This is a genomic window from Amniculibacterium sp. G2-70 (genome assembly GCF_014353055.1).
GTDB classification, from domain to species: domain Bacteria; phylum Bacteroidota; class Bacteroidia; order Flavobacteriales; family Weeksellaceae; genus Amniculibacterium; species Amniculibacterium aquaticum.
Genome location: NZ_CP060698.1, coordinates 2,742,901 through 2,757,615, shown reverse-complemented (window position 1 = coordinate 2,757,615; position 14,715 = coordinate 2,742,901). Strand labels below are relative to the sequence as shown.

Annotated in this window: 9 protein-coding genes; 6 read left to right on the top strand and 3 right to left on the bottom strand. The window is 37.9% G+C overall.

What is annotated here, in order from left to right; translation table 11 throughout:
* Nucleotides 1-21: 21 nt before the first annotated feature.
* The gene (locus H9Q20_RS12800) at nucleotides 22-2,313 is read right to left on the bottom strand and encodes a DUF5686 family protein (RefSeq protein ID WP_187477976.1); all 2,292 of its coding nucleotides are present in this window, start codon (nucleotides 2,311-2,313) and stop codon (nucleotides 22-24) included.
* A 534-nt stretch (nucleotides 2,314-2,847) separates the two neighbouring features.
* Between H9Q20_RS12800 and ychF the strand changes: the two genes are divergently transcribed.
* From ychF to H9Q20_RS12770, 6 genes are all read left to right on the top strand, one after another.
* A complete protein-coding gene (gene ychF, locus H9Q20_RS12795) occupies nucleotides 2,848-3,939 on the top strand; it encodes a redox-regulated ATPase YchF (RefSeq protein WP_124641894.1) in 1,092 nt (363 codons plus the stop codon).
* Nucleotides 3,940-4,048: 109 nt separating this feature from the next.
* Nucleotides 4,049-4,828: a TIGR00266 family protein gene (locus H9Q20_RS12790; RefSeq protein ID WP_187477975.1), complete on the top strand. Its 780-nt coding sequence runs from the start codon at nucleotides 4,049-4,051 to the stop codon at nucleotides 4,826-4,828.
* 191 nt (nucleotides 4,829-5,019) lie between these two features.
* Nucleotides 5,020-6,879 (top strand): DNA topoisomerase IV subunit B, encoded by a 1,860-nt coding sequence (locus tag H9Q20_RS12785; protein ID WP_124641890.1) that lies wholly within the window; start codon nucleotides 5,020-5,022, stop codon nucleotides 6,877-6,879.
* Between the two features lie 67 nt (nucleotides 6,880-6,946).
* On the top strand, nucleotides 6,947-7,441 hold the full coding sequence (locus H9Q20_RS12780; RefSeq protein WP_187477974.1) for a hypothetical protein: 495 nt from the start codon (nucleotides 6,947-6,949) through the stop codon (nucleotides 7,439-7,441).
* Complete coding sequence (locus H9Q20_RS12775; protein ID WP_124641886.1) at nucleotides 7,438-10,020, top strand: DNA gyrase/topoisomerase IV subunit A; 2,583 nt, start codon at nucleotides 7,438-7,440, stop codon at nucleotides 10,018-10,020. The genes H9Q20_RS12780 and H9Q20_RS12775 overlap by 4 nt, the downstream gene beginning before the upstream one ends.
* A 15-nt stretch (nucleotides 10,021-10,035) precedes the next feature.
* Nucleotides 10,036-10,689: a rhomboid family intramembrane serine protease gene (locus H9Q20_RS12770; protein ID WP_124641884.1), complete on the top strand. Its 654-nt coding sequence runs from the start codon at nucleotides 10,036-10,038 to the stop codon at nucleotides 10,687-10,689.
* A 256-nt stretch (nucleotides 10,690-10,945) separates the two neighbouring features.
* On the opposite strand, the gene H9Q20_RS12765 is transcribed toward H9Q20_RS12770, so the two are convergent.
* Together H9Q20_RS12765 and H9Q20_RS12760 are read right to left on the bottom strand one after the other, a co-directional pair.
* Nucleotides 10,946-13,105 (bottom strand): T9SS type A sorting domain-containing protein, encoded by a 2,160-nt coding sequence (locus tag H9Q20_RS12765; RefSeq protein WP_187477973.1) that lies wholly within the window; start codon nucleotides 13,103-13,105, stop codon nucleotides 10,946-10,948.
* A gap of 74 nt (nucleotides 13,106-13,179) precedes the next feature.
* Nucleotides 13,180-14,631 carry an SUMF1/EgtB/PvdO family nonheme iron enzyme gene (locus H9Q20_RS12760; RefSeq protein WP_124641880.1) on the bottom strand — a complete coding sequence of 484 codons (1,452 nt, stop codon included), beginning with the start codon at nucleotides 14,629-14,631 and terminating at the stop codon, nucleotides 13,180-13,182.
* Nucleotides 14,632-14,715: the final 84 nt, after the last annotated feature.

Below are 14,715 nucleotides of genomic sequence, written 5' to 3'. Positions count from 1 at the left end.
TGCAACAAGATTTAAAATCTTTTAAAATCCCCATTGCATGCCAAATTTCATTCCAAATTTTTGTGCATCGGGTCTATCTAAATAATTTCCTCTCCAGTTGAAGTCCAATCTAAAGATTCTAAAATTTCCAAGTCCAATATTCTCAATTCCAAATCCATATTCATAATAAACATGTTCTTTAGGAGCTGAATAGACCATGCTTGATCGATTCATATCGATGTTTTTCTTTTCCAAACTTCCCCATACACCTCTTAAAAATGCAACTTCTCTAAATTTCAATTTTTTAATCAGTGGTAATTTATTAAAAATCCATCCGTTAAAATGATGTTCAAAAATAAGGGATGAATAAGCATCTGCCACAAATTCATAATAATTAAGCTGAGAAAAAGTATTGGCTACCAAACCGTACGATTGGTTACCAGGGACAACAGACATCAAAGAAAGCGGTACCGACCCGAATGTTTTGCCCAATTCCAAATTGACATCCGACCTTCCGTACGGACCAATCAGAAGATGTCCTTTGTAGGAGAATTGTATTTTATCATAATCAAAATCCGAATTGATGATACCGGAAAATCCTTTTGTATATTTTAATGAATAAGTTGGAGCCAAAGAGAACTGCTCATACCGATCCAAACCGTATTGCGAATATTTGGCTTTGGGTCTGTAGATTAAGGATACCGCTATGTTGGCATCGTTTATTTGGCTTTTTTCTATCCCATTTTTCACATAATTAATTTTAAAAAATTCCGGTGCAGCCGATTTTATTTCTCGGTACGATCCATCCCATCGTATCTGAAAATTTTTCATGGGTTCTATGGAAAATTGTGCAGTATTTTCAGTCACCCAACTCAAATTATTATTTTCCCCTCTTGAAGCAAAAGAGGACGAAGCAAAAGTCCTTTCCATGACTCCATAACTGTCCATGAGTTGCACTCCTAATTGCAGAATATCGTGCCTAAAACCGTAGCCTATTGTAAGTCTGTTGTTGGGATTAATCATATAACGCACATCTCCACCGAATTTGAATTTTTTATCTCTAAAACCGTATGCTGCGTAGCCTTGTACCCTCCACAAATCGTTTCTTGAGAAAAATGTTCTTGCCCCAAGTCTCAGTCTAGAACCCTCAACGCCATTGCTTCCGTAGATGGAATACAAATTTCCAAAATCGACTGCTTTCCAGGCGTTAATATATCCGGATCCTATGGTTTCAGCAACTTTCACATAGGTTTTGAACCTTGGTACCTGCCATAATTTTTCAATATTGGCATAGGTTTCTTGGTCTTTATCCGACAGTTCTTCATGTCGATGTTCCACCCAGTACGCTTCGTCTTTTTTATCAACTAAAAGAGGTTTTTTGTCCGGTTTTTTGTCCGGTTTTTTATCCAGTTCTGCTTCAATTTCAGCTTTATTATAATCAAATTTTTTATAGGACAATTCCCTTCTTACATAAATTCCTTTAGCAGTTTTCTTTTTATTTGCCAAGGAAAGATCAAGCGTAATGTCAGATTTTACTGGGATAAAGCTGTTTTCATTAATAATGTAATAGGTCAGGTCTGCATTGATCCCTCTTACAAAATTAACATCAGAATTTTTCACAGAATTCAAGGTAATATTTTTTACGGCATAAGCCTCCTTGGAGATGTACATGACACCACGAAAAGCCAATGCTGCATTGTTTTTGGGACGATACTTTATTTGGTAACACAATTCGCCTTCTACCGTTGCATCTTCGACCAATTCGTACTCATAAACCGAAAATCCATCTTTAGAAAGAGGACTGGTATAACCTTTATCGAAAAAATTCAATACATTTTCATAAATATTAAAATCTTTATAAAGATTTTGTACCGTCTGTATTAGAATTTGGTTATCCTCAAAACCGGATGCTTTTTGGGCAATACCAATTCGTTTTTCATGCGGAACTTTGTTATTTCTTACATAGACATCGGTAATGCTTTCATTAATATAAATCGGAACATCTTTTTTTCCTTTTGCAGAATCTACTTCTTTAAATATAAATTCCATGCCTTTAAAGAGTTTTTTCTTTGAAAAAGCGGAGTCTATATTATTAAAAGAAGCTTCAATTTTTTGATACTCTTCATATTTATAATTTTCGTAAGAATTAAAAGCGTTCTTATAATTCTTATCCCAAACTTTTTTCAGGACTGCATAAGCCGGATTCTCCTTTTTATTCGTGTAATTTATTTTTTTAGATTGTATAACAACCCCTTCAATATCTTTGGTATTAACAACTTGCCCATTTATTCCTAAAGAAATTACAGTCAAAATCCCCAAAATAGATCTTTTCATCATTATTCATTTTACTTATACTAAATAACCACCGCAACTTTAGAGACAAAATGTATACCAGCTCTGCTAGAAAACAAATGATTGTTTAAAATATCTGAATTTAATTTTTCCAATAACTTTCAAAGTATATGTAAACGAAATTTTCGTAAGAATAGTATTTAGAGTCTGTTAAAAATTTCACCAAAATAATAATTCGGCTATTTCTGCTCTTTCTAATCTGCCTTTTTTGCATTCTATTTAGCGTATTTTGCATTTTAAATTTTTGTTTTAGCGGGCTAAAACAAAAATTTAAAACCCATAATCCATCTAAATATCGATACAAAAAATCTAGATCTAAAATTTAAACGGGCTCTTATTTTTTAAATAAAATTTCAGCAATTTTATTTCACCATGAGGTACAATCCAATTTTTGTACGGAATTCAACCCTGAAAACAATACGAAATCGTACGGGATAAAGTTCATAAAATACTATTTTATTTTCACAATTCTAATCTGTATCTTTGCCCACTCTAATTCAAACACTATTTTTAATTATGAAATGTGGAATCGTAGGACTTCCGAATGTAGGAAAATCGACACTTTTTAACTGTCTGAGCAATGCAAAAGCCCAGTCTGCCAACTATCCTTTCTGTACCATAGAACCTAACCTTGGGACGGTTTCTGTACCCGATCCAAGATTGTTTGAATTGGAAAAATTGGTCAATCCGGAAAGAGTTTTACCGGCTGTGGTAGAGATTGTAGATATTGCCGGCTTGGTAAAAGGTGCTTCCAGAGGAGAAGGTTTGGGAAATCAGTTCCTTGCCAATATCCGCGAGTGCGAAGCCATCATCCATGTTTTGAGATGTTTTGATAACGGCAACATCGTCCATGTGGAAGGTTCTGTAGATCCGATGAGAGATAAAGAAATTATCGACATCGAGCTTCAATTAAAAGACCTTGAAACCATTGGTAAAGCTGCTGAAAAAGCTAAAAAATTCATCAAATCGGGCAAGAAAGAAGACATCCTTACTTTTGAAACGCTTCAAAATCTTCAAAAATTTGTAGAAGACGGTAGAAATGCGAGAGAATTCCCAACCGATGATTTTACACAATCCATCATCAATGATGTTCAACTTTTGACCAACAAACCGGTACTTTATGTTTGTAATGTTGATGAAAATTCCATCAAAAACGGAAACGAATGGATTGCAAAAGTAGAGGAAATGGCAAAAAACGAAGGCGCCGAAGTGGTGGTTTTGGCCGCACAAATAGAAGCCGACATCAACGAGCTGGAAACTTTTGAAGAAAGACAAATGTTCTTGGAAGAATTGGGATTGGAAGAACCAGGTGTAAACCGCTTGATCCGTAAAGCTTATGACCTGTTGAAACTTCAAACTTATTTTACCGCTGGTGTAAAAGAAGTAAGAGCTTGGACCATCGGTCAAGGATGGACTGCTCCGCAAGCTGCCGGTGTTATCCATACCGATTTCGAAAAAGGATTTATCCGTGCAGAGGTGATCCGTTTCAACGATTTCGTTACTTACGGCTCTGAAGCCAAAGTAAAAGAAGCCGGAAAACTATCCGTAGAAGGTAAAGAATATGTGGTACAAGATGGAGATGTGATGCATTTCCGTTTCAATGTATAATTCATATTTCCAAATTCATATCAGTAGCATCATTTTTTTGATGCTATTTTTTTTTCGACATTTTGTAACTTTATCCCTTCACAAGAGTACTAATTGAAAAAATTAAACAATGAATAACCACGAGATTGATTACAAAATATTTGGCGAAGAGTTGCAGTATGTAGAAATTGAACTGGACCCACAAGAAACCGTGATTGCAGAGCCCGGAAGTTTTATGATGATGACCGAAGGAATCGATATGCAAACCATGTTTGGCGATGGCAGTAACCAAGGCGGATTGATGGGAAAACTCTTCACAGCAGGAAAAAGATTGTTGACCGGAGAAAGCCTTTTCATGACCAGCTATACCAACAATTCACAGCAGAAAAGACAGATTTCATTTGCTGCTCCTTTTACCGGGAAAATTATTCCGTTGGACTTGAGCCAATATCAAGGTAAGATCATTTGTCAAAAAGATTCCTTCCTTTGTGCCGCAAAAGGCGTATCTATCGGTATAGAGTTTCAAAGAAAATTAGGAACCGGTCTTTTTGGTGGCGAAGGTTTCATCATGCAAAAGCTGGAAGGTGACGGCATGTGTTTCGTACACAGTGGAGGCTATGTTGCCGAAAAAACCTTACAAGCAGGAGAGATTTTAAAAATTGATACCGGTTGTATCGTTGCTTTTACCAGCGGGGTAGATTATGACATCCAATTTATTGGAGGCATAAAAAACACCATTTTCGGAGGCGAAGGTTTATTTTACGCAGTACTAAAAGGTCCGGGAAAGGTTTGGATACAATCCTTACCCATCAGCAGATTGGCCGGAAGAATCTTACAATACGGCACCACCACCAAAAGAGAAGAAGGCAGTTTGCTGGGGGGCATCGGGAATCTTTTGGACGGAAATTAATCTAAATTTAAAGTTGAACAAAACCAAAACAGAACATTTTATCGGTTCTGTTTTTTTTTATTTAAACAATTTAAGGTCGTATTTGTAATACCCGTTAAATTCCTATTAAATAAATTTTAATTTTCTTTATATTTTACTATTTTTGTGTACTATGTACTTTTTAATTTTTCTAAAAGAAAGTTTCTAATTTTATGAGTGAAATTCAACAGGTTAATTATACCGATGAAAACATCCGTACCCTCGATTGGCAAGAACACATCCGTCTAAGACCCGGGATGTATATTGGAAAATTGGGAGACGGCTCTTCTGCAGACGATGGAATCTATATTCTGTTAAAAGAAATATTAGACAATTCCATTGATGAATTCCGAATGAAAGCCGGTAAAAGAATAGAAATAAAACTGGACGATAGAAAGATTATAATTCGAGATTTTGGTAGAGGCATCCCATTGGGTAAGATGATTGATGCCGTTTCTAAAATGAATACCGGAGGGAAGTACGACAGCAAAGCCTTTAAAAAATCCGTAGGTCTGAATGGTGTTGGTACAAAAGCGGTGAACGCGCTTTCGGATTATTTCCGTGTAAAATCCGTTAGAGACGGTCGAATGAAAATGGCGGAATTTTCCAGAGGAAACATTACACAAGACCATCCTGAAACCGAATCTGGAGATAGAAACGGAACCGAAATCTCCTTTGTCCCAGATGCTGAAATCTTTTTGCACTTCAAGTATAGAAAAGAGTACATAGAAAGGATGCTTCGTAACTATGCCTACCTAAATCCAGGTTTGAAAATCATCTTCAATGGAGAGACCTACTACTCCGAAAACGGGTTGAAAGACCTCTTGGAAGAAGAGTTGGAAAGCGACATCCTCTACCCTATTGTACACCTAAAAGACGAAGATATTGAAGTGGCCATTACCCACTCCGACAAGTCACAGACCGAAACTTATTTCTCATTTGTGAACGGACAAAATACAACACAGGGTGGGACACATCTTAATGCCTTCCGGGAGGCTTATGTAAAGACAGTTAGAGAGTTTTTCAATAAAAGTTTTGATGCATCAGACATCAGGAAATCCATCATTGCAGCCATATCCATCAATGTAGAAGAGCCCGTTTTTGAATCCCAAACCAAAACCAAACTGGGATCCAACGACATGGGACCTAAAGGACCTACAGTGAGGACTTTTATCATCGATTTTCTAAAAAATAAATTGGACAACTTCCTGCATAAAAATCCGGAAATTGCAGAAGCCATTCAAAGGAAAATTTTAATTTCAGAAAGAGAAAGAAAGGAACTTTCGGGAATCCAAAAATTAGCCCGAGAAAGAGCAAAAAAAGTCTCTCTTCACAATAAAAAACTGAGAGATTGTCGCCAGCATTATAACGATCAAAAGGCAGTGAGAAAGGCCGAAACACAAATCTTCATCACCGAGGGTGACTCCGCATCCGGTTCCATCACCAAATCCAGAGATGTAGAGACCCAAGCTGTTTTCTCATTAAAAGGTAAGCCCCTCAATTGCTATGGACTCACCAAAAAAGTGGTGTATGAAAATGAGGAATTCAACCTTTTACAAGCAGCCCTCAACATAGAAGAATCTATGGAAGACCTAAGATACAACCAAGTGATTATCGCTACCGATGCCGATGTGGATGGTATGCATATACGATTGTTGATGATTACCTTCTTCCTACAATTCTTCCCGGATGTGATCAAAAATGGACATCTTTTCATCTTACAAACCCCGTTATTCAGGGTAAGAAACAAAAAAGAAACCCGATATTGTTACAACGAAACGGAAAGAATAAATGCCTTAAACGAATTAGGAAAAAATCCTGAAATCACACGATTCAAAGGACTTGGTGAGATTTCTCCGGACGAGTTTAAACATTTCATAGGTAAGGATATCCGTCTAGAACCTGTTGTCCTTGGAAAAGACCAAACCATCGATCAATTGTTAGAGTTTTATATGGGAAAAAATACCCCAGATCGACAAACTTTTATCTTGGAAAACCTCGTGGTCGAAGACAATAATATTACAGAAAAATAGAATAGAATAGAATAGAAATTATACTTAAAGCTAAAAACCAGATTTATAAGATTAAAAAAGCTAAGTAATGAGACTGACCAACAGACACAGAATCCCATTGTATCATTTTTTCAATACAATAATACTATTAATCGTTATTGCATGCGTTGTTATGCTTATTTCAGAAAAATACGCATTCAACATCTTGGGATCCGAAGAATATCTACTAATTCTAATACCAATAATATTGTTGGCACTAACCTATCTTAGAGGAAAGCAGATTTTCGAGTACGATAGCGAAGGAGAAACCTTTACTTTTAAAAATAGAACTATCTATAATTTATTTGGTAAAACCACAGTTGATGAATTTCCAAAGTATAAATTAATAAGCTATAACATAGCCAATTACATTTTTTTTAAAAAATTATACATTTACATCAACAGTAAAAAAAACAATCAATTGATACTCAAATACGACATTTCATATTTGAGTAAAAAAGAAATAAGTGACTTGAAATTTTCTTTATCAAAAATCATTAAAATCAATAAAGAGAATAAAAAAACAGACGATAACGAAGCATGACAGAAGATTTTTCCACTGAAGGAGACAGCCTGAAAAAAGTCTCCGGCCTCTATAAAGATTGGTTTCTGGATTACGCCTCCTATGTAATCTTGGACAGAGCCATCCCATCCGTTTTTGACGGTCTGAAACCGGTACAAAGAAGAATCATGCACTCCATGCGTGAGCTGGAAGACGGCCGATACAACAAAGTGGCCAATATTGTAGGAAACACCATGAAGTACCATCCGCATGGAGACGCCTCCATCACCGATGCCATGGTGCAAATAGGTCAGAAAGAGCTTTTGATAGACACCCAAGGAAACTGGGGAAACATCTTCACAGGAGACTCTGCAGCAGCGGCAAGATATATTGAAGCCCGACTTACTCCGTTTGCTTTGGAGGTCGTTTTCAATCCCAAAACAACCGAGTGGACTAAATCCTATGACGGTAGAAATAACGAACCTATCGATCTGCCTGTAAAATTTCCATTATTGCTCGCTCAAGGTGTAGAAGGCATCGGTGTCGGATTATCCACCAAGATTCTTCCGCACAATTTCAACGAGCTTATCCAAGCATCGGTTGCTTATCTAAAAGGTAAAAAATTCGAAATTTATCCGGATTTTCTTACTGCAGGTTACATCGATGTTTCCGAATATAACGATGGCCAAAGGGGTGGAAAAATAAGAGCCAGAGCAAAAATATCCCAATTGGACAAGCACAGTTTGGTCGTTACCGAACTTCCTTTTTCTAAAACTACGGGCGACTTGATCGATTCGATTTTAAAGGCCAACGACAAAGGAAAAATCAAGATTAAAAAAATTGAAGACAATACCTCGGACAAAGTGGAGATCCTCATTCATCTGCACAACGATGTATCGCCTGACAAAACCATAGATGCCCTCTATGCTTTTACAGATTGCCAAGTAACCATTTCGCCCAATGCCTGCGTCATTGTCGGGGACAAACCGATGTTTCTGAATGTGTCGGAAATTTTAAGAATGAACACCGACCATACGGTTTCTTTACTGAAAAAGGAATTGGAAATAGAACTTCATGAATTGCAAGAAAACTGGCACTTCTCTTCTTTGGAAAGAATATTCATAGAAAACAGAATCTACCACGATATTGAGGAGGTAAAAACTTGGGAAGAAGTCATAAAAACCATTGACAAAGGTCTAAAACCGCATACCAAACATCTGCTAAGAGCTGTTACCGAAGAGGACATTCTCAAACTAACGGAAATCCGAATCAAAAGAATTTCGAGATTCGATTTGGACAAATTCAAAGCCAACATCCTGGCACTTGAAGGAAAAATTGAAGAGGTAAAACATCATTTGGAACACCTGATTCCGTATGCCATTGACTACTACCTCAACATTCAGAAAAAATACGGTAAAGATCGAGAAAGAAGAACAGAACTTAGAATTTTCGATACCATTGATGCGACTAAAGTTGCTGTAGCTAATGAAAAATTCTATGTCAACCGCGAAGAAGGCTTCATAGGAACTTCCCTGAAAAAGGACGAATTTTTATTTGACTGTTCGGATATTGACGACATCATTACCTTCCAAAAAAACGGAACAATGAAAGTCGTAAAAGTTGAGGCCAAAACCTTTATCGGAAAAAATATTGAACATGTGGGCATCTTCAAAAAAGGAGACAAACGAACCGTTTACAACATGATCTACCGAGAAGGTCGAGACGGTGCCTACTACATGAAACGCTTTTTTGTAAACGGAGTTACCCGAAATACCGATTACAAACTGGCTTCTGACCAAAAAGGCTCGGAGATGCTCTATTTTTCTGCCAACCCAAATGGCGAAGCCGAAACGGTAACCATCCTTCTGAAACCCAATGCCAGAATAAGAAAAAACAAAATGGAAATCGATTTTTCCGAATTGGCAATCAAAGGAAGAGATTCCAAAGGGAATTTGGTGACCAAATATGCAATCAAAAAAATCGACCTCAAAGAAGAAGGCGTCTCTACCCTTGCGCCTAGAAAAATTTGGTTTGACGATACCGTTCGTAGGCTAAATGCAGATCACAGAGGACAACTACTGGGCAACTTCAAAGGAGACGACAAAATTTTATTGATCACTCCAAAAGGCGAAGCCAAACTGATCTCTTTCGACCTCAGCAACCGTTTTGATGACGAATACCTCATCCTGGAAAAATGGAATCCCGAGCAAGCCGTTTCTTGCATTTATTTTGATGGTGAAAAAGGAATTTATTTCATCAAAAGATTTGTGTTGGAAAACACCACCAACATCCAAAGCTTTATGCCATCAGAACATCCCAAATCTTTCATCGAGTTTATAGGGACCAGCGACGGTTGTGTAGCAGAGATTGTATATGCCAAAGACAAAAATGGCAAAACCAAAGAAACTGAAGAGATTGATATCGATGAATTTATTGCCATAAAAGGGATCAAAGCAATGGGAAATCAGTTCATCAAAGACCGAGTAAAAACCATTAACATCACCATTCCAGAGCCTGTTGAAGAAGAAGAAACCGAACCTACATTCGATATGAATATTGAAAATGAAGACGGAACCATAGGGAATCTTTTTGAAGAAAACCAACAAGACACAAATGAATAACAAAAAAATAAACCCATGAATTTTATATTAATTGCCATCATTGTCCTGAACATCGTCATCAGCATGAAAGGCTTTCAAGATATGCGCTTTTTTGAAAAATACAAATTCAATGTCGCTGCGGTACAAAGAGGAGAATACATCCGTCTGATCTCTGCAGGATTCCTGCACGGAAGTTGGTCGCATTTGCTGTTCAACATGCTCACATTGTATTTTTTTGCACCAATAGCCATACAAGCCTTTGGCGAAATAGGATTTTTGATCATCTATCTGGGTTCCATTATTTTAGGGAATTACTTCTGTCAGTATCTTTACAAAAAACAGAGTTGGTATTCGGCAATCGGAGCCAGTGGTGGAGTTTCCGGAGTCTTATTTGCCGCAATTGCCATTCTCCCCGAAATCGGAATTTATTTATTTTTCATCCCCATTCCCATTCCTGGATATATTTTCGGTGCAGTCTATTTTGGATATTCGGTTTACATGATGCTCAATCCCAATCCTCAAGACCAAGTAGGACATGCTGCCCATTTGGGAGGTGCTTTTTTCGGATTGGCCTATGCCGTAGCCAACCAACCCGAAGTAGCCATGAGCCACAGTTGGCAACTTACCATTATGGCATTGCCACTGATCTATCTGGGTTATGAAATCATTGTGAAGAAAAGAATAGGATAAACCCTCCTTCAAATTAAAATTAAAAACCGTTTCACTTTCCGAAGCGGTTTATTTTTTTGTCCCAAATTCTACTCTAAAAATGAATAATCAGGAGCTATTTCCCGCTTTCCGCTGTATCTTTTGTTCCGCAAGGCTCCACAAAAGGATGCCGCTGCAATCGGGGCTAGGGCAAGTTCCCAAAACAAAATCCACTCCCTAATTTTTTAGGAAGCGGATTTTTTTAGAATCTGTTTAAATTTTATAAAATGACTAATTTTTACTTTTTAATGATTTTCACATCTTTCACTCTGTCTTTTGTAAATACTCTTAGCAAATAACCAGCAGCCGGATACGATTGGAAATCAATCTCCGTTTTTTTACTCTCCACAGTTTTAGACACCACTTTTTGTCCACTCAAACTATAGATTTCTATTTTTGTAATCTCTTCTGGCGAAACTACATTAAGGTAATCAACAACAGGCACAGGATAAACGGTGATATCCAAAACTTTAGTATCCCGAACATCATTAGCACCCAGACAACCTGTAGATTGGGCAAAGGTGACCGCAACTCTGCTACTTTCACAACCGTTCACAGTTTGTGTCGCATAGTAAGTTGTGCCATTGGTAAGCAATGTACTTCCAGGTACAACATTACCATTGGTTGCTTGATCGTACCATGTGATCGTATTCCCCACAATTGGAGTATTGTTCAATACATCACCTATACAGAAATTAATAGAACTGCTAACTACAGGTGGAGAAGTCTGTTTAACTTCTGCAACAACAGAACTTCTTACAGAACTACAAGTTCCATTATCTGCTTCTGCATAATATACTGTGGTACTGCTCAATACTGGAGTAGCAAAGTTATTTCCACTTCCTAATAAATTACCTCCCGTAGGTGCATCATACCATTTTATATTTCCAGATGAAGCGGTTGCACTTATCGTCATACTTCCAGAAACGCAAACACTCGCCGGAGTTGTAGAAGTAACGGTTGGCACATCATTGATGGTAGCAGTTACCGCAACTCTATTAGAAATACATCCGTTCAAGCCGGCCTCAACCCAATAAGTAACTGTAGCACTGGTATTCACAAGGAAGGAATTTCCCGTATGAATTAAATTACCACCAGTAGCGGCATCATACCAACTAAGAGTTCCCATATCGGATGAAGCTTGAAGAGTCAATTGTCCAGTTCCGCATCTGGAAGCTGGAGTAGTTGATGTTATGGTTGGTATCGGTTTTATCACAGCATCCACAGCAATTCTTGTAGAGGTACAACCTTGGGCTGAAGTAGTTTCTGCATAATAAATTGTAGTCGCAGTTAAACCAGGAGTAGTATAAGTAGTTCCTGTACCTAATTCTGTACCACCCGTTGCTGCATCATACCATTTTACCGTTCCGGTACTTGGGTTAGCAGTTAGGGTAATAACACCTGGACCACATCTTTCTACATTTGCAGCTGTAAGGGTTGGTACGGTATTAACGGTGGCTACAACAGGCGTTCTTGTAGAAGCAGTACATCCATTAAATGCTTCAGCATAATAAGTAGTTGTAGTAGATATGCTTGGCGTTGTAAAAGAGTTGCCGGTGAAAAGCAATGTACCGCCAGTTGCTGCATCGTACCATTTTACAGTTCCCGAATTAGGTGTTGCACTTAGGGTAACCGATCCTGCCCCACATCTAGAATTAGGACTTGTTCCAGAGATAGATGCAGTTGCATTTACTTTAATGTAGGCCGTTTTCGTTACGGTATTTTCGCCATCTTGATTAATTGCTTTTAGGCTAACCGCATAGGTGCCTGCAGTTGTATATTTAACCACAGGATTCTGGCTATTCAATGTTGATGGTGCAACAACAGTCCCACCTGTAAATGTCCATTCCCAAGCTACAGCATTGGTAGATGCATCTGTAAATTGCACCGTTTGGTTTACACAAATTTCTGTAGGTGCAGCTGTAAAGTTAGCAACTGGAGGTGTTGGTGTACAATACACTTTTGTATCCGCAACAGCCCCATCAGAATTACCTCCAAAATAGGTATAGAATTGTGGTGGATAAGCACAGACTACAAACGATTTTGTTTCTAAGCCACTTCCATCACCTATTCCACCGAGATAAGCATAAGCACCTGGAGCTAAACCACAAGAGTGGTAACTAACCCCATGCACTGTACTTCCATCTCCAACACCACCCAGATAGGCATAAGAGCCTGGTGGCGTGTCACAAATTGCATACATCTTGGTATCCACAGAATTCCCATCTGCACTCCCTCCCATATAGGTATAATAATGTCCAGGCGTAGAGCAAGTTACCTGACCCAAAATATTGAGAGAAGAACCGTCTGCAATACCTCCATTGTATTGGGAGTAAATAGGAATGTGAGTGACCAAAAAGACAATGAATGCAACTATATATTGATAAGTTGGTTTCATCTTTTTTAGATTTTTATGATTATTATTTTATACAATTTTATCTTTAACAAGATAAAATACATCTAAAAAAAATGTTATCTAACCCCTCTACCTCCGGCATTATAACTTCTTGCAGAAGAGTCGTTAAAGAGAAAAGATCTGTCTGAAGTTCTAACATAAACCGCCGCATTTAAATAATCACCGCCTCTCATAATCACCCCAGAGGCCGTTGAATTAGAAGGCCAGGTTGCTACATCTGCAAAACCGGTGGAGCTAATAGTACCATCTCCTAATTCACCAATAAAATTTTTCCCGGTTACATTAACAGCGATTGTTCTTTCTCCTAGATTACCTCCCATTTCCATTGCACCGTAAAAAGCAGCACCCGCAGAGAGTCTTCCGGAAGAACCTGTTGCAAACATTCCAACTCTTGTAGGTCCGTAATTAATAGCTGTGGTATTTGTTCCATAATTACACATTCCATTATTAACAGTAACTGATGAAATTTCATTACTCATTTTTGCATTGGTAATGCTACTACTCGTACTTTGTGTAATTTCAGTAGATCCCCAAATGTATTCTCCATCTACTCTTGGTAAAGTTCCTCTGCATACTTTTTCAAATTCCATTTCGGTCATTGGCCTTAGTGCTGCCCAATCCAAATATGAAGCAAGATCTGCCCAAGACATAGAGTTCATGGCGATATTTTGCCCGTCGTTGGAACCGTTAGGAGTTCCTGCAGTGCCATCGCAACCAAAAACGGCTGGAATTGCTCCGTTGTTGCCCGGAGTAACAATAGCTAAACCGTTTCTGTAGGAATAGGTAGGCCAAGTAACATAAGTACCTGCAGTAGATATTGGATCACCTGTGACTCTGTTTTTTTGTTGTGTAAAAGTAAGAGAGTTCAAGAAATCGGCATATTGTTCTTGGGTAATTTCATATTTCATACAATAAAAAGAATCGTATCCCATGGGAAAAGTAGGTTGCAAATCTGCAGAATATGAACCAAGTTGAGCAGTAGTAAGTCCATTACTTTGTGCATTGGCATCTACCGTAAGTGGTGTAAACCCGTATCCACCCACTGCATCTCCTAGATGAAAACTGGCTTGTGGTACATTGACCATTTCAATACCATAAACTTTGTAGTTGTAAGTACCTGCAGGAATATTAAGTTTTAACGAAACCGCAACATTGGAAATGTTTCCACCACCAACTGCACTCCGTCTTACAAAAACTCCTTTTCCATCGGATACAGGATCGACTTGTAAAGGAGTTCCGGCACTAAAATCGTTGGCTGTAGTGCTCAGATTGGCATGTGCCCAAAGTTTGGTATTGCAATCTTGGTATTTTACAAATACCCAAACAGCATCCCAATTGGCCGGTGCTGCACTGGCATACCAAGAATTTTCCCAACTGATATTAAAGCTGAGTGTGCTACCGGTCACTGCTGTTCCGGTAATCGATACATTGTTTGCTTTCATGGTATTTACACCTACCAAAAGCATTGCTGTAACAAATAATCTTGTTAAAAGTTGTTGTGTTCTCATGTTAATTGTGTTTAGTTGTTTATACAAATTTTTTGAATTAATTTATTTTGAATATTGATCAAAAAGAATTTTCATCAAATTTGA